20 protein-coding genes are annotated in these 21648 nt (G+C 69.0%); 18 read left to right on the top strand and 2 right to left on the bottom strand.

What is annotated here, in order from left to right; translation table 11 throughout:
- Nucleotide 1: 1 nt before the first annotated feature.
- On the bottom strand, nucleotides 2-772 hold the full coding sequence (locus ACQY8B_RS11125; protein WP_422086764.1) for a FadR/GntR family transcriptional regulator: 771 nt from the start codon (nucleotides 770-772) through the stop codon (nucleotides 2-4).
- Nucleotides 773-959: 187 nt separating this feature from the next.
- Between ACQY8B_RS11125 and ACQY8B_RS11120 the strand changes: the two genes are divergently transcribed.
- From ACQY8B_RS11120 to ACQY8B_RS11090, 7 genes are read left to right on the top strand one after another with little or no spacing between them, the layout of a single operon-like run.
- Nucleotides 960-1460, top strand: a complete 501-nt coding sequence (locus ACQY8B_RS11120; protein ID WP_422086763.1) for a RidA family protein — start codon at nucleotides 960-962, stop codon at nucleotides 1458-1460.
- 3 nt (nucleotides 1461-1463) lie between these two features.
- On the top strand, nucleotides 1464-2129 hold the full coding sequence (locus tag ACQY8B_RS11115; protein WP_422086762.1) for an amino acid ABC transporter permease: 666 nt from the start codon (nucleotides 1464-1466) through the stop codon (nucleotides 2127-2129).
- A gap of 1 nt (nucleotide 2130) precedes the next feature.
- A complete protein-coding gene (locus ACQY8B_RS11110; RefSeq protein WP_422086761.1) occupies nucleotides 2131-2787 on the top strand; it encodes an amino acid ABC transporter permease in 657 nt (218 codons plus the stop codon).
- Nucleotides 2768-3496, top strand: coding sequence for an amino acid ABC transporter ATP-binding protein (locus ACQY8B_RS11105; RefSeq protein WP_422086760.1), 729 nt, complete (start codon nucleotides 2768-2770; stop codon nucleotides 3494-3496). Before ACQY8B_RS11110 ends, ACQY8B_RS11105 begins: the two co-directional genes overlap by 20 nt.
- A gap of 37 nt (nucleotides 3497-3533) precedes the next feature.
- Entirely contained in the window at nucleotides 3534-4310 is a 777-nt protein-coding gene (locus ACQY8B_RS11100; protein ID WP_422086759.1) for a transporter substrate-binding domain-containing protein, read from the top strand.
- A complete protein-coding gene (locus ACQY8B_RS11095) occupies nucleotides 4307-5332 on the top strand; it encodes a succinylglutamate desuccinylase/aspartoacylase family protein (RefSeq protein ID WP_422086758.1) in 1026 nt (341 codons plus the stop codon). Before ACQY8B_RS11100 ends, ACQY8B_RS11095 begins: the two co-directional genes overlap by 4 nt.
- Nucleotides 5329-6288 (top strand): threonine ammonia-lyase, encoded by a 960-nt coding sequence (locus tag ACQY8B_RS11090; protein ID WP_422086757.1) that lies wholly within the window; start codon nucleotides 5329-5331, stop codon nucleotides 6286-6288. The genes ACQY8B_RS11095 and ACQY8B_RS11090 overlap by 4 nt, the downstream gene beginning before the upstream one ends.
- A 17-nt stretch (nucleotides 6289-6305) precedes the next feature.
- Here the strand turns inward: ACQY8B_RS11090 and ACQY8B_RS11085 are convergent, their stop codons facing one another.
- On the bottom strand, nucleotides 6306-9008 hold the full coding sequence (locus ACQY8B_RS11085; protein ID WP_422086756.1) for a GNAT family N-acetyltransferase: 2703 nt from the start codon (nucleotides 9006-9008) through the stop codon (nucleotides 6306-6308).
- 140 nt (nucleotides 9009-9148) lie between these two features.
- Between ACQY8B_RS11085 and gspG the strand changes: the two genes are divergently transcribed.
- The 11 genes from gspG to ACQY8B_RS11030 all read left to right on the top strand — a co-directional run bounded on the left by gspG (nucleotide 9149) and on the right by ACQY8B_RS11030 (nucleotide 21647).
- Complete coding sequence (gene gspG / locus ACQY8B_RS11080) at nucleotides 9149-9619, top strand: type II secretion system major pseudopilin GspG (RefSeq protein ID WP_422086755.1); 471 nt, start codon at nucleotides 9149-9151, stop codon at nucleotides 9617-9619.
- 5 nt (nucleotides 9620-9624) lie between these two features.
- Nucleotides 9625-10647, top strand: a complete 1023-nt coding sequence (gspK, locus tag ACQY8B_RS11075; RefSeq protein WP_422086754.1) for a type II secretion system minor pseudopilin GspK — start codon at nucleotides 9625-9627, stop codon at nucleotides 10645-10647.
- The gene (gspL, locus tag ACQY8B_RS11070) at nucleotides 10644-11792 is read left to right on the top strand and encodes a type II secretion system protein GspL (RefSeq protein WP_422086753.1); all 1149 of its coding nucleotides are present in this window, start codon (nucleotides 10644-10646) and stop codon (nucleotides 11790-11792) included. Before gspK ends, gspL begins: the two co-directional genes overlap by 4 nt.
- Nucleotides 11789-12370 carry a type II secretion system protein GspM gene (gspM, locus tag ACQY8B_RS11065; protein WP_422086752.1) on the top strand — a complete coding sequence of 194 codons (582 nt, stop codon included), beginning with the start codon at nucleotides 11789-11791 and terminating at the stop codon, nucleotides 12368-12370. Before gspL ends, gspM begins: the two co-directional genes overlap by 4 nt.
- Nucleotides 12371-12393: 23 nt before the next feature.
- The gene (gspD, locus tag ACQY8B_RS11060) at nucleotides 12394-14982 is read left to right on the top strand and encodes a type II secretion system secretin GspD (protein WP_422086751.1); all 2589 of its coding nucleotides are present in this window, start codon (nucleotides 12394-12396) and stop codon (nucleotides 14980-14982) included.
- Nucleotides 14979-16403, top strand: coding sequence for a type II secretion system ATPase GspE (gspE, locus tag ACQY8B_RS11055; RefSeq protein WP_422086750.1), 1425 nt, complete (start codon nucleotides 14979-14981; stop codon nucleotides 16401-16403). Before gspD ends, gspE begins: the two co-directional genes overlap by 4 nt.
- Nucleotides 16404-16420: 17 nt before the next feature.
- Nucleotides 16421-17626, top strand: coding sequence for a type II secretion system inner membrane protein GspF (gspF, locus tag ACQY8B_RS11050; RefSeq protein WP_422086749.1), 1206 nt, complete (start codon nucleotides 16421-16423; stop codon nucleotides 17624-17626).
- A gap of 184 nt (nucleotides 17627-17810) precedes the next feature.
- The gene (locus tag ACQY8B_RS11045) at nucleotides 17811-19067 is read left to right on the top strand and encodes a substrate-binding domain-containing protein (RefSeq protein ID WP_422086748.1); all 1257 of its coding nucleotides are present in this window, start codon (nucleotides 17811-17813) and stop codon (nucleotides 19065-19067) included.
- A 269-nt stretch (nucleotides 19068-19336) separates the two neighbouring features.
- Entirely contained in the window at nucleotides 19337-20089 is a 753-nt protein-coding gene (locus tag ACQY8B_RS11040) for an STN domain-containing protein (RefSeq protein WP_422086747.1), read from the top strand.
- Nucleotides 20086-20640, top strand: coding sequence for an RNA polymerase sigma factor (locus ACQY8B_RS11035; protein WP_422086746.1), 555 nt, complete (start codon nucleotides 20086-20088; stop codon nucleotides 20638-20640). The genes ACQY8B_RS11040 and ACQY8B_RS11035 overlap by 4 nt, the downstream gene beginning before the upstream one ends.
- The gene (locus ACQY8B_RS11030; RefSeq protein ID WP_422086745.1) at nucleotides 20640-21647 is read left to right on the top strand and encodes a FecR family protein; all 1008 of its coding nucleotides are present in this window, start codon (nucleotides 20640-20642) and stop codon (nucleotides 21645-21647) included. The genes ACQY8B_RS11035 and ACQY8B_RS11030 overlap by 1 nt, the downstream gene beginning before the upstream one ends.
- The last annotated feature ends 1 nt before the right edge of the window (nucleotide 21648 follow it).

Here is a 21648-nt window from a genome sequence, read left to right as displayed (position 1 = left end):
CCTAGCCGTAGACGCTGAGCGACGCCAGGATGCGCGTGAAGTACGCGTCGGCCAGCGCGGTCGCGCCCTTGGCGTCGCGTGCCTCGAGCGCATCGACGATGGCGGTGAGCTCGCGCAGCGTCTGCTCGCGCACGATGGCGCCCACCGGGCCGTTGAGGTTGGAGCGCCCGTCGTACTGCACCGCGCGGCGGTCGGCCACCACCGCGTCGAACACCTGCATCAGGAAGCGGTTGCGCGTGGCGCGGAAGATTGCCTGGTGCACGCCGTAGATGCCTTCCTTGAAGGCGATCCATTGGTCGGCGTCGCGCACCACGGCCAGGTGGTGGCGCATGAGCGCGAAGTCGTCGGCGTCGGCGCGCTGGGCCGACAGCGCCATCATGGCCGGCTCGAACAGCAGCCGGCCTTCGAGAATCTCGGTGTAGGTCGGCACGTCGCGGTGGTGGGCCGCCACGGGCAGGTCGGATTCGCTGAGCAGCTGCATCAGCGATTCGGCCAGGAAGGTGCCGCTGCCTACCTTGCGCTCCAGCAGGCCCTGCGCGCTCATCATGGCCAGCGCATGGCGCACGGTGCTGCGCGAAGTCTTGAACTGCTCGGACAGGTCGCGCTCGTTGGGCAGCTTGTCGCCGGGCTTGAGCACGCCGTCGCGGATCGACTGGAGGATGGCGCGGTAGACCTTCGAGGCGGTGGCCTTGTCCTGCGCAGCGATCCGGCCCGACAGGTCGGTCACGTCGATCAGCGGCTGCGGCGACTGTGAAGCAGGCTTTGCATCCATGGTTAGAGAGTTCGCCAAAATGGTTGACCAATCACAATTAAGAATCTTAGAATGAATTCATTACGCAGTCATACAAGGCTGCGTTGTCTGGTTCCGGATTGGTTGACCAATCCGTCCGAAGCTGTTGATTTTCGTCGAAAGGTTGACCCGGTGCTGCCCCGTGCGGCGCTGCGGTGAAGTGTTCTCAATGACCCTGGATTCCAACACGGCGCCGACGGCCACGGCCCCCGGTCCTGAAGAGCGGCTTGCCGCGCTCGGCCTGGTGCTGCCGCCGCCCCCGGCGCCCGTCGCCAACTTCGTGGCCTGGCGCCGCACCGGTCCGCTGCTGTATCTCTCGGGCCAGGGTCCGCTGGAGGCGAACGGGCATCTGCACGTCGGCCGTGTCGGCGAAGAGGTGAGCATCGAGGCAGCCTACGCCCATGCGCGGCTCACCGGGCTGAACCTCCTGGCGGTGGCCAAGGTCGCGCTGGGCGACCTCAGGCGCGTGCGCAGCGTGGTGAAGCTGCTGGCTTTCGTGAATGCCTCGCCGGGCTTCGCGCATCACCCGAAGGTCGTCAACGGCTGCTCCGACCTGTTCGTCGATGTGTTCGGCGACGAAGTGGGGCGCGGCGCGCGCTCGGCCATCGGCGCGGGTTCGCTGCCCGGCCATCAGACCGTCGAGGTCGAGGCCATCCTGGAAGTGGACTGAGCCATGGCCTACCAGTTCCAGTTCGACGCGCTCGCTCCCTACACCGGTCAACTGGTGGAAGGGCTGCTGCACACGCTGGGCTATGCCGCCTCAAGCATCGTGCTGGGCATGGCGATCGGCGTGGCGGGCTCGCTGGCGCTGGTCTACGGCGGCAAGCCGCTGCGCGGCGTGACGCGGGTGTACGTGGAGTTCTTCCGCAACACGCCGGCGCTGGTGCAGCTCTTTCTCATCTACTTCGGCCTGCCCAACCTGGGCATACGGCTGGAGGCGCCCGTGGCGGGCGTGATTTCGCTGGCGCTGTATTGCGGCGCCTACATGGTCGAGGTGTTCCGCTCCGGACTGATGTCGGTGCCGCGCGGCCTGTCGGAAGCCGGCGCGGCGCTCGGGCTGCGGCCGCGGCAGGTGCTGGTGCACGTGCTGTTCGTGCCGGCGCTGCGCAACGTGTTTCCCTCGCTCGCGAGCCAGATGGTGCTCACGCTGATCGGCACCAGCCTCATCTCGCAGATCGGCGTGGAAGACATCTTCCATGCCGGCAGCTTCATCGACTCGCGCACCTTCCGCAGCTTCGAGGTCTACCTCGTGATCTGCGTGATGTATTTCGTGGCGGTGCAGGCGCTGCGCGTGATCCTCGGTTTCGTGCAGCGCCGCCTGTTCGGCAAGGAGGGCTGAAATGCGCGGACTTTCCATTGCCGACCTCTGGCTCATCCTGGGCGCGATCCGCTGGACCGCCGCGCTGGCCGTCACCGCGTTCGCCATCGGCGCGGTGATCGCGCTCGGCGTGGCCGTGGCGCGCACTTCGCGGCTGCCGTGGCTGCGCGTGCTGGCGCGCATCTACACGGAGCTGGTGCAGGGCACGCCGCTGCTGGGCGTGTTGTTCCTGCTGTACTTCGGCGTGCCGATGCTGCTGGGCATCGAGGTCAACGCCTTCATGGCCGCCGCGGCCGCGTTTTCGCTGTCGGCCGGCGCCTTCCTCGGCGACATCTGGCGCGGCGCCATCGAATCGGTGCCCAAGGGCCAGTGGGAGGCTGCCTCGTGCGTGGGCCTGCGCCGCTGGCAGGTCATGCGGCACGTGGTGTGGCCGCAGGCCTTTCGCGTGGCGCTGGGGCCCACGGTGAGCTATCTGGTGCAGCTCATCAAGAACACCTCGCTGGCTGCGCTCGTCGGTCTGGTCGAACTCACGCGATCGGGCCAGATCGTCGCCGGATCCACGCTGGCGCACCTGCCTGTCTTCTGCGGCGTGGCCCTGTGCTACTTCGCCATCTGCTACCCGCTGGCCCGGCTGGCACTCTCTCTGGAAGGACGCATGAATGCCGCTCGTGCTCATTGAATCGGTCGAAAAGCACTTCGGCGACAACCATGTATTGCGGGGCGTGTCCACCGAAGTGGCCAAGGGCGACATCGTGGCGCTCGTGGGCCGCAGCGGCTCGGGCAAGAGCACGCTGCTGCGCTGCGTGAACGGGCTGGAGACCATCAGCGCGGGGCGCATCGTGGTCGACGGCGTGGACGTGCAGTCGCCGGACACCGACCTGGCCCTGCTGCGCCGCCGCGTGGGCATGGTGTTCCAGAGCTTCAACCTGTTCCCGCACCTGTCGGCCGCCGCCAACGTGACGCTGGCGCCGGTGCTGACCAGGAAGATCGCCAAGGGCGAGGCCCGCGACCTGGCTCAGCGCATGCTGGAGCGCGTGGGCCTGGGCCACAAGCTCGACGCCATGCCCTCGCAGTTGTCGGGCGGCCAGCAGCAGCGCGTGGCCATCGCGCGTGCGCTGGCCATGTCGCCGCAGCTGATGCTGTTCGACGAAGCCACTTCCGCGCTCGACCCCGAACTGGTCGGCGAGGTGCTGCGCGTGATGGAAGACCTGGCGCGCGACGGCATGACCATGATGGTCGTCACGCACGAGATGGCCTTCGCGCGCCGCGTGGCCTCCGAGGTCCTCTTCATGAACCAGGGCCGCATCTGGGAGCGCGGCACGCCGGAGCGCATGTTCGGCAGCCCGCAGACCCCTGAATTCCAGCAGTTCGTCCAATCCGTCGTCTGATTCTTTTTCGCTTTTTCTGTCTTCCCAAGGAGCCTCCATGTTCAAGATGAAAACCCTGTTCGCCGCCGCGCTGGTCTGCGCCGCACCCTTGCTCGCGCATGCAGACAAGCTCGCGGACATCAAGGCCAAGGGCGCGATCCGCATCGCCACGACCATCGACGCCGCTCCCTGGGGCTTCACCGACGCGGCCGGCAAGCCCACGGGCCTGGATGTGGAACTGGCCGAGAACGTGGCCAAGGCCATGGGCGTGAAGCTCGAACTGCAGCAGGTGACCGGTGCCAACCGCATTCCCTATCTGCTGTCGAACAAGGTCGACGTGGTGATCGCGGCGCTGGGCAGCTCGCCCGAGCGCGCGAAGCAGGTCGCCTTCTCCAAGCCTTACGCGGCGGTGTACCTCGGCGTGTATGGCGGCAAGGGCATTCCCAAGTTCGCCAAGCTGGGCGACCTCACGGGCCAGACCGTGGCGGTGCCCAAGGGCTCGACCCCCGACCTGTCGCTGAGCGAGCTGGCGCCCGGCGCCAAGCTGATCCGCCTGGAAGACACGGCCTCGACCATCTCGGCCTTCCTGTCGGGCCAGGCACCGCTGTTCGCGGAGAACAACTTCATCGCCCAGAAGGTGGCCGATGAAAACCCCGCCAAGGGCGTCGAGATGAAGTCGCTGATCCGCATCAGCCCCGCCTACATGGCCGTGCAGCCGAGCGAAACCGCGCTGCTGGCCGAGATGAACAGGATCATCGACGCCAAGGCCGCCGACGGCAGCCTCGCGGCGCTGCGCCTGAAGTGGTTCAAGGACGAGCAGAAAGAAGTGAAGTGAGCCAGCCGCGTCCTTCAACCGTTTTCACGGACATCGACTGGGCCCAGCCCGGCAAGCAGGTCGGCCATGCGTGGCTGCCGTACTCGGGGCATGAGGATGCCTGGGGCGCGGTCGCGCTGCCGCTGGCCGTCATCGGCAACGGCGACGGGCCAACCGTGCTGGTCACCGGCGCCATCCACGGCGACGAGTACGAAGGCCCGATCGTCATCAACGAGCTGATCCGTTCGCTCGACGCCGCGCGGGTCAAGGGCCGGCTGATCCTGATGCCCGCGGCCAACGCGCCGGCATTGCGCGCGGCCTCGCGCGTGAGCCCGCTCGACGGCAAGAACCTGGCGCGCGTGTTCCCGGGCAACCCCTTCGGCACGCCGACCGAGCAGATCGCCGCGTTCATCCACGACGTGCTGTTTCCCAAGTGCGACGCGTATGTCGACCTGCATGCGGGCGGCAGTTCGCTGTTCATCGAGGAGAGCGCGCAAGTGGTGGTCACGCCCACGCTGGCGCCCGAAGTGCGCGAGCGCGCCGAAGACATGGCGCGCTGGTTCGGCGCCAGGTTCACCGTCATCACCGACAACATGGGCGACCCGCGCACCAGCTGCGGCGCCGCCGCGCACCTGGGCCTGGCGGCGATTGCGGCCGAGATGGGCGAGAACGGCAGCGTGTCGCCCAAGGGCGTGAAGCGCACGCGCGAGTGCCTGTCGCGCGTGCTGGCAAGGCTGGGCGTGGTGCCCGCCGAGCTGCCGGCTACGCCGCCGGCGAGCCGCCGCGTGCACATCGTGCCGGACGGCGGAAACCTGCTGTCGCCGGGCGACGGCTACTTCGAGCCGCTGCACGAACTCGGCGACACGGTGGCCGCCGGCGAGCTGGCCGGCTACCTGCACCTGCTGACCGAGCCCGCGCTGGCGCCGCGCGAAGTGCGCTTCGCCAAGGGCGGCACGGTGTATTCGCAGCGCACCTTCGGCATCGTGAAGCAGGGCAACAACCTGTGCGTGCTGGTCGAAGACGAGGAGGGCACAGCCGCATGAGCGAGAACAAGACCCCGATCACGCTGGACGACTACCGCGCGGCCCATGCCCGCGTGCAGCCCTACATCCGCCACACGCCGCTGGTCAATGCGCACCCCTGGATGCCCGGCGGCGCGGCGCAGGTGCGATTCAAGGCCGAGTGCAACCAGGTGACCGGCTCCTTCAAGGCGCGCGGCGCCTTCAATCGCGTGCTCAACCTGTCGGAAGACGTGCGCAAACAGGGGCTGGCCACCGCATCGGGCGGCAACTTCGGCGCGGCCGTGGCCTACGTGGGCAAGACGCTGGGCCTGCCGGCCAACGTGTTCGTGATGAACACCAGCACGCCGATCACCCGGGCGCGCATCGAAAGCCACGGCGCCAGGCTCACAGTGCACGGCGACTTCTGGGACCAGAGCTGGGACGCCGCCGGCGCCAACGTGGCCGAGCACGGCGGCGCGCTGCTGCATCCGTATGCCGACCGCGACGTGGTGATAGGCCAGGGCACGGCCGCGCTGGAGATCATCGACGAATGGCCCGAGGTCGAGACGCTGGTGGTGTCCATCGGCGGCGGCGGCCTGCTCGCGGGCATTGCCCAGGCGGCCAAGCTGCTCAAGCCGTCGATCCGCGTAATCGGCGTGGAAGCGGCGGGCTGCCCCACGCTCCACACCTGCCGCAAGGAAGGCCGCATCGTGAAGCTGGAGAACGTGAAGACGCGCGTGCCGATCCTCGCGGCGCGTTCGACCGAGCCCTTGAACTTCGAGCTGATCGAGAAGTACGTCGACGACATCGTGCTGGTCGATGAAGAAGTCATCGAGGACGCGGCCCGTTCCGCCTGGCAGCATGCGGGCCTGGCCATCGAGCTGGGCGCGGCCACCGCGCTGGCGGCCGTGAGCCAGCGCTGCTTCGAGCGCCGCGACGACGAGAAGATCGCCGTCGTGCTGTGCGGCAGCGGCAGCGACGGCATGCCCAAGGCCTGAGCGGGCTGCCTGCCGCGCTACAGCATGTAGGTCACGAGCTTGAAGTCCGGATCTTCGGGGAAGGACTTCACCGTGAACCCCAGCCTGCGCACCAGCTTCAGCATGTCGGGGTTGTTGGCGAGCACCAGTCCGTCGATTTCCGACAGGCCCTTGTCGCGCGCCACGTCGATGATGCTTTCCATCAGCCGCGAGCCGATGCCCTTGCCGCTGAATTCGTCGGCCACCACCAGCGAGAACTCGCAGCTGGTCTGGTCGGGGTTGGTGATGTAGCGCGACACGCCCACGATGCGCTCGCTCTCGAGCACCGTGCCTTCGGGTGACACGCTGCGCTCCATCACCACGGCCACCAGCGCCATTTCGCGGTCGTAGTCGATCAGCGTAAAGCGCGACAGCATCGACGGCGGCAGTTCGTGGAAGCGCGAGACGAAGCGGAACCAGCGGCTTTCGGGCGACAGGCCCTGCACCAGCGCCTGCAGCATCTGCGCGTCGTTGGGGTGCACCGGCCGCACGATGTAGATGCCGCCACCCGGCAGCGGCCATTCGCGCCGGTAGCGCGCGGGGTACGGCATGATGGCCAGGTGGTGGTAGCCGTTGGCCGCGTTGCCCAGTTGGCCTGCCACCGCCTGCGTGCTGCTGTCGACCACGATGCGCGCATCGACCGAGACGGCGCCCGACTCGTCCACGATGATGGGGTTGATGTCCATCTCGCGCAGCTCGGGCAGCTCGCACACCATTTCCGACACGCGCAGCAGCACGTGCTCCAGCGCCTCCATGTCGACCGCGCTGGCGCCACGCCATTCGCCCAGGGTTTGGGCCACGCGCGAGCGCTCTATGAGCCGGCGCGCCAGGAACTGGTTGAGCGGCGGCAGTTCCATCGCGCGGTCGTTCAGCAATTCGATCATGGTGCCGCCCGCGCCGAACACGATGACGGGGCCGAAGGGCTGGTCTGTCACCAGGCCCACGTAGATTTCGCGGCCGCGCCGTGCGCGCACCATCTTCTGCACGGTCACGCCGTTGATGCGCGCCTCGGGCGCCAGGCGTGCCACGCGTTCCATCATCTCGACGTAGGTGTCGCGCGCGCTGGTGCCGTTCATCACGTTGAGCGCCACGCCCTCTACGTCTGATTTGTGCGGGATGTCGGGGGAGTCGATCTTCAGCGCCACCGGAAAGCCCAGCTGCGTGGCGATCATCATGGCCTCGTTGGCGCTGCGCGCCAGCAGCGTGCGGGTGATGGGAATGTGGAACGACGACAGCAGCGACTTCGACTCCATCTCCGTCAGCACGCGGCGCCGCTCGGCCAGAACGCTTTCGATGAGAAGGCGCGCGCCTTCGATGTCGGGCTTGGCCAGCGCCGACAGCGGCGGCGGCGTCTGCTGCAGCAACTGCTGGTTCTGGTAGAAGGCTGCGATGTTGCCGAAGGCGCCCACGGCCGCCTCGGGCGTGCGAAAGCTGGGAATGGTGGCCTCGGCCAGCACGGCGCGCGCCTTGCCCACCGACGAGTCGCCCATCCAGCAGGCCAGCAGCGGCTTGTTCATGGGGCGCGGAATGTCTGCCAGCGCCTTGGCCATGGCCGCCGCGTCGGCACCCGGCTTGGGCGAGAAGATGGCCAGCACGCCGTCGACCTGGCTGTCGGCCGAGGCTGCGTCGATGGCGGCGCGGTAGTGCGCGGGCTGCGCCTCTTCCGAAAGATCGATCAGGTCGGTCAGCGAAGCCAGGGGCGGCATCGACGGCAGCATGAGCTTCTGCACGGGCGCGGAGAGCTTGCCCAGGTCGAGCCCGATCTCGTTGATCCAGTCGGCCGCCAGCACGCCGGGGCCGCCGCCGTTGGTGACCACTGCCAGCCGCTTGCCCACCGGCCGGTAGCGCGAGGCCAGGCACTTGGCGGCCGAGAACAGCTCGACGAAGGAGCGCACCCGCACCGCGCCCGCGCGGCGCAGCGCGGCGTCGAACACGTCGTCGCTGCCCACGATGGCGGCGCTGTGCGTCTGCGCGGCCTCGTTGCCGGCCGGCTTGCGGCCGGCCTTGAGCACCACCACCGGCTTGGCATGCGAGGCCGAGCGCAGTGCGCTCATGAAGCGGCGCGCGTCCGCAATGCCTTCGAGGTACACGATGATGCTGTGGGTGGCCCGGTCGTTGGCCAGGAAGTCGAGCACCTGTGGAATGTCGACCGAAGTGTGCGGGCCCAGCGACACCACGCTGGAGAAGCCCACGCCGTTCTGCCGCGCCCAGTCGAGCATCGACGCGGTGAGCGCGCCCGACTGCGACACCAGCGCCAGCGGCCCGGTGCTGGCGAGCGGACCGGCCACGCTGGCATTCAGGTGCAGCGGCGGGCGCTGGAAGCCCAGCGAGTTGGGGCCGAGCAGGTGCACGCCTTCGCGCTTTGCGATCTTGCGCCACTGGGCGGCCTGGTCGGCGCCGATGCCGCTGGAAATGACCGCCGCCGCTGTGCAGCCGATGCGGCCCGCGATCTCCAGGGCCGCCGCCACGTCGCGCGGGGCGAGGGCGATCAGCGCCAGGTCGGCATGGGTCTGGGCCAGTTCTTCGAGCGTGCCCTTGGTGCGCACGTCCAGAAAGCGCAGCGTGCCGTCGAAGCGGTCGGCGCGGAAGGCTTCGCGCAGGGTGCGGCCGGCCGGCGTCTGGCCGCCGGGGTCGTCGGCATGGCCGACGAAGGCCGCGATGGAGGCCGGGGCGAAGAGCGGATTCAGGAAATGCTTGTCCATGCCCTCAAGTCTGCACCGTTCGGGGGCGGGTTTGTGCGGCGGGCGGAGAACTCCCGAGGATTTTCAATCCGACTGACATCCGGCACTGCGAGGATCGGCGCGGTGAAAGCCCTTGATGTCCTTTGTTCCGGGAGTGGAAGATGACCGCAGGTTCAACCCGTCGCCGCGCAGGCAGCCGGCGCTTCCCCTTCCGGATTCTCCCGATATGCCAGCGCGGGTTCACCCTGATCGAATTGATGGTGGTGCTGGTGATCATCGGCGTGCTGGCCGCGCTGATCGTGCCCAGCCTGATGGACCGGCCCGACCAGGCCCGCGCCACCGCCGCCCGGCAGGACGTGGCCGCGATCATGCAGGCGCTCAAGCTCTACCGGCTGGACAACGGCACCTATCCCAGCTCCACCCAGGGCCTGCAGGCGCTCGTCGCCAAGCCCGCCACGGGCAAGGCGCCCGCCAACTGGCGCCCCTACCTGGAGCGCCTGCCCGCCGATCCGTGGAGCAACCCCTACCAATACCTGAACCCCGGCACGCACGGCGAGGTCGATGTGTTTTCGCTGGGCGCCGACGGCGAACCCGGGGGCGAGAAGGCCAACGCCGACATCGGCTCCTGGTAGGCGCCGTGGCTGCGACGGCGGGTAGCAAGGCGGGCGGCGGTCCCGCCCCGGCAGGCCGCCACCGGGGCATGGCGGTGGTGAGCGCGCTGCTCATCGTCGCGGTGATTGCGGCGATGGCGGCGGCGCTGCTGGGGCGGCAGTCGGCGTTCATCCGCACCACGCAGGGCGACCAGTTCCGCACCCAGGCGCGCTGGCTGCTGCGCGGCGAAGTGAGCGAGGCGCAGCGCACGCTGCGCGCCGACGCCGTGCGCGAACCGACCACGCGGCTCGATGGCGCATGGAACCGGCCGTACAGCCGGCCGGCCTCCGGGCAGGTGGCGGCCGAGGGCGGGCGGCTGCTCAGCGAAATCACCGACGAGCAAGGCAAGTTCAACCTGCGCAACATGGTGGACAAAGGCCGCATCGACCCGGCGGAAGCCGAAGTCTTCATGCGGCTCTGTGCGCTGGTGGGCGTGCCCAGGGCGCCGGCGCAGGCGATCGTCCGGCGCGTGGCGTTGAGCCTGGGCGGTGCGGACGCGTCGCAGGCGGGCGCCGTGTCCGAGGACATGCGCAAGGAGGCCGCGAAGTTCGCCGAGGGCATGGGCCTGCCGCCCGAACTCCCGGCCAACCCGCAGGCGCCGCGCCTGCGCGCGCTGGAAGACCTGCTGGCCGTGCCCGGCGTGGATGCCGGGGTGCTCGCTCGCCTGATGCCCTTCGTGACCGTGCTGCCCGAGCGCACCTGGCTCAACGCCAACACCGCACGCGCGGAGGCCGTGGCCGCCGGCGTGCAAGGGCTGTCGCTGGACCGTGCGCGCGCGCTGCTGACGGCGCGCGACAAGGGCCAGTGGTTCATCAACCGCGGCGACTTCGCGAACCGGCTGCGCATGCCCGATCTGGCGGTGGACGAGGTGCGCATGGGCGTCACCAGCAACTGGTTCCGCGTGTCGAGCGTTCTCTCTACCGGGCGCACGCAGTTCGTGCAGAGCGCCTTGCTGCATGACGACAAGGCCACCCTGCCGCGCGTAGTGTGGCTGCGGGAGGGCGTGTGAAGGCCGATGCACTGCGCTTGATGCTGCCGCCGTGGCCGGGTGGCGATGCGGCCGGCGTGCACGTGCGGTTCGGCTATCGGCAGCCCGATGGCACGTGGCGCGACGGCGGATTGCGGGCGCTGGAAGGTCTTGTGGAGAAGTTCGCCGCCAAGCGGATCGAGGTGTGCCTGCATCCGGGCGATGTGCCGATGGCCGCGTTCACGCTGCCGCCGTTGTCGGGTGCGCGCATGCGTGCTGCAGTGCGCGGCGCCATCGAGCCTTGCGCGCTGCAGCCGCTGGAAAACCTGGTGACCGGCTTCGGTCCGCGCGCGGCGGACGGCACCGTGCCTGCCGCGTGGATATCGCGCGGCGTGATGGACGGTTGGCTCGCGCTGCTGCGCAAGCATGGCTTGCAGGTGCGCGAGCTGCATCTTCCTTGCGCGTTCCTGCCGTATTCGGCGGAGGCGACCGTGGGGTGCCGTGTCGATCGATGGCTGGTCGCGCGCACGGGCAAGAGCCAGGGCTTCGTGCAATGGCTGCCGGAAGGCGCGGACGGGCTGGCAGCCGACGTGCAATGGCTCGGCGAAGACGAAGCCGACAGGCGCTGGTCCGGCGAGGGCTGGGGTTGGTCGCTGGCGGGTGGCGAATCGGCTGCAGGCAGCGTGGGCGCCGCGCTTATCGGGCCTGCAGTCGGCTGGGGCGCCCTCGCATTGGCAGTCTGGCTGACCGGCCTCAACGTGTATGCGAACCAGTTGGCGGCGCAAGGCCAGGGCTTGAAACGGCAGATGGCCGCGCGCGTGAAGGCCGCGTTCCCCGACATACCAGTCGTGGTCAACCCCGTGCAGCAGGCGAAGCAGCAGAAAGACGCGTTCGCGGCCGGCTCAGTGCCCACGGCCAGCGGAGATGCGGCGAGCCTTCTGCGCGCGACCGCGACGCTGCTTGCACAGACACCGGCCGGGCAAGTGCAGGGCCTGCGCTACACCGCCGGGGAACTGCACATCCGATGGCGCGACGGCGGTGCGCCGGGTGCCGAGGAGCGGCGCGCATTGCAGGCTCGCGCCACAGAGCAGGGCCTGTCGGCAAACGCCGATGCGGACGGACTCCGCCTGACGGTTGCCGCCACCGCTGCTGCTGAAGATGCCTCCGCCAGGAAGGCCACGCCATGAAGCCCTTGCGCTCGCATCCAGCCCTGCAGTGGCTGCGCGAAGGCAAGGCACGCTGGCAGGCGCTGCCGCCGCGCGACCGCCTGGCGGCAAGCGCCGCCGCCATCGTGCTGGTGCTGGCCGTGCTGTGGCTCTTCGCCACGAAACCCGCGCTGGAAACCCTGTCCCGCTGGCAACGCGACCTGCCCAGGCTGCAAGCCCAGTCGCGCGAACTCGACGAGTTGCTCTCCGGCATGCCCGCGGCGCATGCGGCCCAGGGCGCCGGCCCCAGCGAGCCGCCCCAGACCGGGCTGGATCGCGCGGGCCTGCAGGGCGCCTACCGCATCGAACTCATCGTGGCCGACGCGCCGCCGGGCACCGGCAAGGCACCGCCCGCGAAGGCGTGGCGAATCGCCTTCGAGCAACCCGCGCCGGCCGACAAAGTCTTTCCCTGGCTGCTGGCGATTTCCGCCCGCGCCGACCTCGAAGTGACCGGCGTCGTGCTCGACCGCAAGGACGGCAGCGATGGCAACGACCCGCAAGCCAGCGTGCGCGGCGTGGTGGACCTGCAGTCCACCCAACTCTACAAGGATGGCCCGTGAGACGAGATCGACAGGGCGCAGCGATGCGCCGATGGACCCTGGCGTGCTGCATCGGGCTTGCATGCACCGCCGCCGTTGCGGCCACGACCGCGCCTGCTCCCGCCACGGCGCCGCCGCAGGCCGCGCGTGCCGGCAGGGACGACAGGGTGGTCCTCAACTTCGTCGACGCGGACATCACCTCGGTGGTCTCCGCGCTGGCCCGCTTCCTGGGCCGCAACTTCCTGTTCGACCCGCGCGTGAAGGGGCAGATCACGCTGGTCTCCGAAGGCGAGGTGCCGGCGGCCACCGCCTACGGCATGCTGTCTACCGCGCTGCGCATGCGCGGCTTCGCGATCGTCGACGTGGGCGAGGTGAGCCGCGTCGTGCCCGTTGCCGACGCCAGGCTGCAGGGCGGCGCGGTGAACACCCGCAACCCCGGCGGCGGGCTGGCCACGCGCACCTTCCGGCTGAACTACGAGAACGCCGAGGCGATGCTGCCGGTGCTCAAGCCGCTGATCGCGGCCGAGAACAGCATCAACGCCTACCCGGCCAACAACACGCTGGTGGTGACCGACTACATCGACAACCTCGAGCGTCTCGCGCGCATCATCGAGAGCATCGACACGCCCACTTCGCTCGACTCCGAAGTCGTCAAGCTGCGCAACGGCGTGGCGGTGGACATCGCCGGGCTGGCCACCGAACTGCTCGACGGCAGCGGCGAGAAGGGCCGGCGCGACATCGTGGTGCTGGCCGACCCGCGCTCCAACAGCATCGTCATCCGCTCGAGCAGCCCGGGGCGCACGGCGCTGGCGCGCGAGCTGGTCGCCAAGCTCGAGAATGCGCAGAGCGACCCCGGCAACCTGCACGTGGTGTACCTGCGCAATGCGCAGTCGGTGCACCTGGCGGGTGTGCTGCGCGGGCTGCTGACGGGCGAGTCGCCGGATGCCTCGGGCACGGGCGGTGGTTCGGTGCGTGCGGCGTTGGGCGCGGGCGGCATGCTCGGCGGCGCCGGCGCGGCCAATGGCACCAGCGGCGGCCCGGCCAATGGAAGTTCGACGAACCGCAGTTCGACGGGGGCAGCCGGTACGGGCTCCGGCGGCGGCACCGCCTCGAGCGGCGGCCTGCGCGGCGTCGCAGGCGGTACGAGCAGCGGAACACAGGCCGGCCCTTCTGGCGGCAGCAACGGCGCGGCATTCTCCGCCGGCGGTGTCACCGTGCAGGCCGATGCCACCACCAACACGCTCATCATCGCCGCGCCGGAACCCATGTACCGCAGCCTGCGCCGCGTGATCGACACGCTCGACCAGCGGCGCGCGCAGGTGCTGGTCGAAAGCCTGATCGTGGAAGTGACGGAGCGCGACGCTTCCGAACTCGGCATCCAGTGGATGGCCGGCGGCGGCAACGGGCGCGGCGTGCGCGCGGGCACCAATTTCGGTGGCGCCACGCTCAACGCCAGCGCGCGCAACACCATCGAGGCGATGCCGCGCGGGCTCAACATCGGCATCGTCGACGGCACCGTCAACCTGCCGGGCGTGGGCGAGATCCTCAACCTCAAGATGCTGGCGCGCGCCCTGCAGGCGAAGGACGGCGCCAACATCCTCTCGACGCCCAACATCCTCACGCTGGACAACGAGGCCGCGTCGATCATGGTGGGCAAGACAGTGCCCTTCGTGAGCGGGCAGTACGTCACCAGCGGCAACAGCAGCACCAACCCGTTCCAGACAATCCAGCGCGAGGACATCGGGCTGAAGCTCAACATCCGGCCGCAGATTTCCGAAGGCGGCACGGTCAAGCTCGACATCTACCAGGAGGTGTCGACCATCGACACGCAGGCCTCGGACATCTCCGGCATCGTCACCAACAAGCGCGCGCTGGACACCAGCATCCTGGTGGACGACGGGCAGATCATGGTGCTCGGCGGCCTCATGGAAGACAGCGTGGCCAACGGCACCGAGGCCGTGCCGGGCCTGGGCGCGCTGCCGCTGGTGGGCAACCTGTTTCGCTACGACAAGCGCCAGCGCGTGAAAACCAACCTGATGGTTTTCCTGCGGCCCTACGTGATACGCGACGCCAACGCGGGCCGCGGCCTCACGCTGGACCGCTACAACTTCATGCGCGCCCAGCAGGGCCGCGCACGGCCGGTGCCGCATGGGCTGCTGCCCGATGTCGGCGGCCCCGCGCTGCCGCCGGCAGACCTGCCCGTTTCCGGACGCTTGCCCGAAGTCGACCTGCGCCCGCAGAGCTGGGAGCGCACGCGCGAACAGCCGCCGCCGCCCACCGCCACTGCCAGCGCGGTGCGCCAGCAGCCGGCCGAAGCGGCCCCGCCGCCGCCCGTATTGCGCTCCCAGCTACCCAGGGGCGTGACCGTCGATTCAGACCCCGCCGTGCTGTACGGCGGCACGAACGACAAGGTCAGCGTGCTGCAGATCGCCGACGTGACGAGCGAGCAGGACGCAGTGCGCATCGTCAAGCGGGTGCGCATCAGCGGCATCGGCGCCTACATCGTCGGCGGGCCGGGCGGGGAGGGCAACCTGGTGCGCGCCGATGTGCCGCGCGATCCGCAGGCTGTCGACAACGCGCTGAGCGTGCTGCGCGAACTGGGCTACCGGCCCGAACTGGTGGTGACGCCGTGAACGCGCTGCCGCATGCGTGGGCGCGCAGTCACCGCATCGCGGTGCGGCAGGAGGGTGACACCCGCAGCCTCGTGGTCTGCGAGCGCACGCCGGGCTGGGCCGTGGTCGAGGCGAGGCTGCTGCTGGGCGAACTGCCTTTGAAGCAGATCGCGCCGCCGGAAATGGACGCATTGCTCGGCGCCACCTATGCCGAGACCGGCGATGCAGCCTCGGTGGTGGGCGCTGTGGAGCAGCAGGTCGACCTCGACCGCCTGATGCAGGACATTCCGGCGGTCACCGACCTGCTCGACGCGCAGGACGATGCGCCCGTCATCCGCATGATCAACGCCTTGCTCGCGCAGGCCGCCCGCGACGGCGCGAGCGACATCCACCTCGAATCCTTCGAGACGCATTCGGTGGTTCGCTACCGGGTCGACGGCACGCTGCGCGACGTGGTGGCGCCGCGCAAGGCGCTGCATGCGGCGCTGATCTCGCGCATCAAGATCATGTCGCAGCTCGACATCGCGGAAAAACGCCTGCCGCAGGACGGCCGCATCACCCTGCGCGTGGGCGGCCGGCCGATCGACGTGCGCGTGTCCACCGTACCCACCGCGCACGGTGAACGCGCCGTGCTGCGCCTGCTGGAGAAGGACGCGGGCCGGCTGCGGCTCGAACGCCTGGGCATGGCGCCCGACACACTGGCCGAACTCACGCGCCTCGTCCGGCAGCCGCACGGCATCGTGCTGGTCACGGGCCCCACCGGCAGCGGCAAGACCACCACGCTCTATGCGGCCCTGGGCCAGCTCGACCTGAGCACCAGCAACATCCTCACGGTGGAAGACCCGGTGGAATACGACCTGCCGGGCATCGGCCAGATACCGGTGCACAGCAAGATCGGCATGACCTTCGGTGCGGCCCTGCGCGCGGCGCTGCGGCAGGACCCCGACAACATCATGATCGGCGAGATCCGCGACCTGGAAACCGCGCAGATCGCGGTGCAGTCCTCGCTCACCGGGCACGGCGTACTTGCGTCGCTGCACACCAACGACGCCGTGTCCGCCGTCACGCGCATGACCGACATGGGCATCGAGCCCTTCCTGTTGTCGTCGTCGCTTCTCGGCGTGCTCGCGCAGCGGCTGGTGCGCTGCCTGTGCCCCGCATGCAAGGCGCCGCAGACCCGGCCCGACGGCAGCGTCGTTTACGTGCCCGTGGGCTGCGCGGCCTGCGGAAATTCGGGCTTCAAGGGGCGCACGGGCATCCATGAACTCTTCGTGGTGCACGACGACGTTCGGCGGCTCATTCACGAAGGCGGCGACGAACAGGCGATGCGTGCGGCGGCAGCGAAGCGCGGCATGCGCTCCATGCGCGAAGACGGCCAGCGCTGGGTGCGCGAAGGCATCACCACCGCCGAGGAAATCCTGCGCGTGACGCGCGACGCCTGAGGAGGGCGCACCCCACCATGGCACGCTTCGAGTACGAGGCCGCGAGCGCCAGCGGCGAGCTTCAACGCGGCACCACCGAAGGCGAGTCCGCACGCTCGGTGCGCGCGCAACTGCGAGACCGCGGCCTCACGCCGCTCGACATCCGCGAGAAGGCCGCGAGCGGCGGCGCATTGGCCTGGCTCAGCCCGCGCCTGGGCGCGGCGGACCTGTGCTGGGCCACGCGCGAACTCGCGAGCCTGCTGGGCGCGCGGCTCACGCTGGAGGCCGCGCTGGTCGCCACCATCGAGCAGGCCGAGCGCAAGCACGTCGCCGAATCTCTGAGCGCCGTGTGCGACAGCGTGCGCGCCGGCATGCGGCTGGCAGATGCACTGGCAGAACGGCCACGCGACTTTCCGCAGATCTACCGCGCACTCGTCAGCGCGGGCGAAGACTCGGGCGACCTCGCACGCGTGATGGAGCGGCTGGCCGACTACCTGGAGAACCGCGACAACCTGCGCGGCAAGGTGCTCACCGCTTTCATCTATCCGGCCATCGTCGGCTTCGTGTCGCTGTGCATCGTGGTGTTCCTGCTGGGCTACGTGGTGCCGCAGGTGATAGGTGCCTTCGCGCAGGCGCGGCAGGAGCTGCCTGCCATCACCCGCGTGATGCTGGCAGCGAGCGCCTTCGTGCGCGAATGGGGCTGGCTCACCGCGGGCGTGATCGTGGGCGCGTGGGCGGCAGCGCGTGCATCGCTGCGCGACGCGGGGCGCAAGCTGAAGTGGCACGGACTCATCCTGCGCATGCCGATGGTCGGGCGCTTCGCGCTCGGCGTGGACACCGCGCGCTTCGCATCGACGCTGTCGATCCTCATGGATGCCGGCGTGCCCTTGCTGCGCGCACTGGAGGCCGCGCGGCAGACGCTGGTAAATGAATGGCTCAAGCGTTGCGTGCTCGAAGCCACCGGCCGCGTGAAAGAGGGTACGCCGCTCGCGGCGGCGCTCAAGGCGCAGAAGATTTTTCCGTCGAACCTCGTGCACCTGGTGGCCAGCGGCGAGAAGACGGGTGCGCTGGCAGCCATGTTCGAGCGCGCCGCGCTAAACCTTTCGCGTGACCTCGAGCGCCGCGCCATGCGCCTCACGACGCTGCTGGAGCCCTTGATGATCCTTGCGATGGGCGGTGTCGTGATGGCCATCGTGCTCGCGGTGCTGATGCCCATCATGGAGATCAACCAGATGGTCCGCTGAGCCTGAGTTCGGGAGCTTTTCGGGGCCGTGTTCCCGAGCTTTTTTCGGGCTGCTGTCACCCCGTAAATCGAAGATTAACTCCGTCGCCAGAGGGGCGACTCAGGTAGCGAAAAGGCGGCGCGCTCACAAAGAGATCCACCGTCTTTGGTAGCTCATTTCTCTTGGTCCAATCAAAGGAGTTTCCATGAGTGCAAAGTTCAAGTCGGTCGCCCTGTCGGCCGTGATGATGGCGGGCCTGCTGGCCGCCGGTGCCGCTTCCGCCCAGATCGCCGTCGGTGGTGGCGCCACGCTGCCCGAGATCCTGTATGACGAGATCCTGCCCAGCGGCGTGGGCCTGACCGACTTCACATACACCGGCACCGGCAGCGGCGCAGGCAAGACGGCCTTCTACAACAACAATGCCACCGTGTTCGACAACGAATCGCTGTCGCCCGCGCCCACGGCCGCAGTGCCGCTGCCCAACCCCTGGCCCGCCACGCAGTCGGTGCACTTCGCCGGCAGCGATTCCGCCGTGACTTCGACGGAACTGAGCAACTACAACACCGTGACCACCGGCACGCCGGCAAGCCCGCTGACGCGCCTGGCCGCCTGGGGCCCGCTGATCCAGATCCCCGCCGTGGCCACCTCGGTGCTGATCCCCTACAAGCGCACCGGCATCAGCAACCTCGACCTGACCGACGCGAAGATGTGCGCCATCTTCTCCAAGAAGTCCGGCGGCCAGACCTGGGGCCAGGTGCGCGGCACCACCGACACCACGGCAGTCCAGGTGGTCTACCGCACCGACACCAGCGGCACGACCGAACTGCTCAGCCGCTACCTCGTCGCCGCCTGCCCGGGCTCGGGCTTCGTCGTGTCCAACAGCTTCGCTACGATGGTTGCGGGCGCTCTGCCCAGCGGCACCACGCTGGCTACCACCGGCTGGCTCGGCGTGAACGGCAGCGGCGGCATGTCGGGTGCCTTCGGCACCAACGGCCGCATCGGCTACCTGAGCCCCGATTCGACCTACACCGGCAGCAGCAACGCAGTCGTCTCGAAGATCAACGGCAACCTGCCGGTCGCATCCTCGATCAAGGCCGTGCTGGGCGCGGTGTCCCTGCCGGTGGGCGGTGCTTCGCAAGCCAGCAACCCGCTGGCCTGGGTCCCGGCCTATGCCAAGCCGGCATCCGGCTATCCGATCTTCGGCACGACCAACCTGCTGGTGAACCAGTGCTACAAGGACGCCGCTGTGCAGGCCAAGATCAAGGCCTTCCTGGTCGACCTGTTCGGCACGACCTACGACGCGCAGATCACCGCCCACAACTTCGTCAACCTGCCTGACGGCACCGCTGGCACGAACAACTGGAAGGCAGCTGTCGCCAGCACGTTCCTCGATGCGTCCAGCAACCTGGGCATCGGCAACACCAACGTCTGCAACGGCATCGGCCGTCCGCTGAGCAACTGATCGGTTGCCGCCAGCGTATTCCGAGTCGTCTTGCAGGCGGCTCGGAACCAGCAGGATCAGCCTCGAGGCAAGGGCCGCGCGATGGTGCGGCTCGAACCCTCGGGGCTTTTTCTGTCTGCGCGACGGAAGGCCTCGACGAATGCCTTCAACCACCTCGCCAATGTCATGCGACCGTCACCGCCGGCGACTAATGTTGCCTGGGTTTGCCAATGTCTCCTGCGGGTTTCCTGGCGAACGAAGCAACTCAGGAGCACGCGCGCCAACCCGGTATGACAGCGAATTCGGCATCGGTCAGTGTCCTGGCACTGGCCTTGTGCCTGGCCAGCGGGGTCTCGGTGCTTTGCGCAGGCAACGCGTACGCGCAACAGCCGGATTCGCCCGCACCGGCGTCACCCGCGGTGCGTATCGAATTCGATATCGCGGCGCAGCGCCTGGGCGATGCGATCGATGCCTACAGCAGGGCGTCCGGGCTGGACATATTGATCGACGGCCAGCACGCGCAGCGAACTTCGAACGCAGTGCGCGGCCTGCTGACCGCGCAGGAGGCCCTGGAAGCGATGCTGGCCGGAACAGGCCTGGAGGCGCGCCACGCGAACCCGACTTCGGTGGTGATTCATGCGTCCCGGCAGTCCGGCGTTGCCGCGATGCCCGAGGCCGCGGGCATGGAGGAGTCGGGATTCAAAGAGGGGGAAGTCTTGCATCAGTCGTACGCCGCCCAGGTCCAGCAGGCCTTGCGCAGAACCTTGTGCAGTTCGGCCGAGACGCGGCCGGGCAGCTATCGCCTGGCACTGCAGTTGCGCCTGGACGCGCGCGGTGCGGTGGAGCGGTTCCGCCTGCTGAGCACCACCGGCGATGCGCGCCGCGATGCGGCCGTGCAGAGCAGCGTGCGCACGGTGGCCATCGGCAGCCCGCCGCCACCATCGTTGCCGCAGCCGTTGGTGATCCTGTTGTTGCCCGAAGGTCCGGGCGCCGAGTCCGATTGCGGGCAGGCCGCCTACCTTGGACAGGCGCGCACACCATGAGCGAGAACATTTCATCCACGCTGCGTGCGCGCATGGTCGCGCGCTATGTAGAACTGCGCGGCAAGCTCGAACGCATCGTGGGCTCGCGCGACGACGCGGCCGACGCCATGCAGGAAACATGGCTGCGGCTCGCAAGCGCAAGCGCGAGCGACGCCGCAACCGTCCACAACACCGATGCCTACCTGCTGCGCATGGCCGCAAACATTGCCACCGACCACTACCGCCAGAACAATGTGCTGCTGGTGCGCGGCGAGATCGACGAACTGGTGCACATGGTGGATGAGGCCGGCGACCCCGAGCGCATTGCCAGTGCGCGCAGCGACGTGCAGGCGCTGAGCCTCGTGCTGGCCCGCATGCCGGCCCGGCGCCGCGCGATCCTGGTGGCGGCGCGGGTCGAGGGCCAACTCAACAGCGAGATCGCACAGCGCATGGACCTGTCGCTGAGCACGGTCGAGAAAGAGCTGCGCGCAGCCCTCGAATATTGCAAGAAGCATTTGCCCGATCTGGAGGCCGCACAACGCGGCCGCTTTGCCGGGCCGAGAAAATACTGATGAGCGTCATGTCTTACACCGAACCCGAATCCGGCTCGCTTCACCGACAGGCACAGGCCTGGTGGGTGCGGCTGCACTCGGGCCAGGCCACCCGCGCCGACGCCGATGCGTTCCGCCAATGGGCAACCCACAGCGCAGCCCATGCCCAGGCCTGGCGCGAGGTGATGCGCGTGTGGTCCGCGCTCGATCCGCTGCTGGCCGAAGAGGCGGCGCGCCGTGCCTCGGGCGAAAGGTCTTTCTTCTCGTGGCTGCGCATGCCTCAAGCCCTGCAGGCCCTGCAGTCGCCGGGACGCAGGGCATTCCTGGGCGGCGCCGTCGCGGCTTCGGTGACCGCCGGCGTGCTCGCGGTCGAGCCTCCGCTGGGGCTGTGGCCCTCGGTGGGCGAACTGACGGCCGACTACCGCACCGCCACGGGCGAGCAGCGGCAGGTGGCCCTGGACGGCGACGTCAGCGTGCGCATGAACACGCAGACGCTGATCAACCGCATCGGCACCGGCACGCTCGCACGGGGCATGGCGCTGGTGGCGGGAGAGGCCGAGATCGTGGCGGCGGGCGCGCACGATTTCTTCGTCGAAACCGGCGGCGGCCGGCTGCAGGCGCGCGCCGCGCGCTTCAACATCCGCCACACCGGGCCTCAAGTGTGCGTGACCTGCCTCGACGGCCGCGTGCTGGTGTCCGTGAACGCAGAGAAGCGCTCGCTGGAAGCCGGGCGGCAAGTCACTTACGACAAGAACGGCATGCGCGAGATCGTGCGCGCGGACGTGGCCAGCGTGAGCACGTGGCGCACGGGCATCCTGTCTTTCGACCGCACGCCGTTGTCGGACGTGATCGACGAGATCAACCGCTACCGGCCCGGCAAGGTCTTCTTGCGCAACGACGAACTGGGGCGCACGCTGGTCAGGATGCAACTGACGCTGCGCAGTATCGACAACGCGCCCGTGATGATTCGCGAACTCTACGGCGCCCGCATGCGCAGCCTGCCGGGCGGCATCGTGGTGCTGAGCTGAT

The sequence above is a fragment of the Variovorax sp. genome, assembly GCF_965279555.1.
Classification (GTDB): Bacteria; Pseudomonadota; Gammaproteobacteria; order Burkholderiales; family Burkholderiaceae_C; genus Variovorax.
This window is presented reverse-complemented; position numbering and strand designations above follow the sequence as displayed.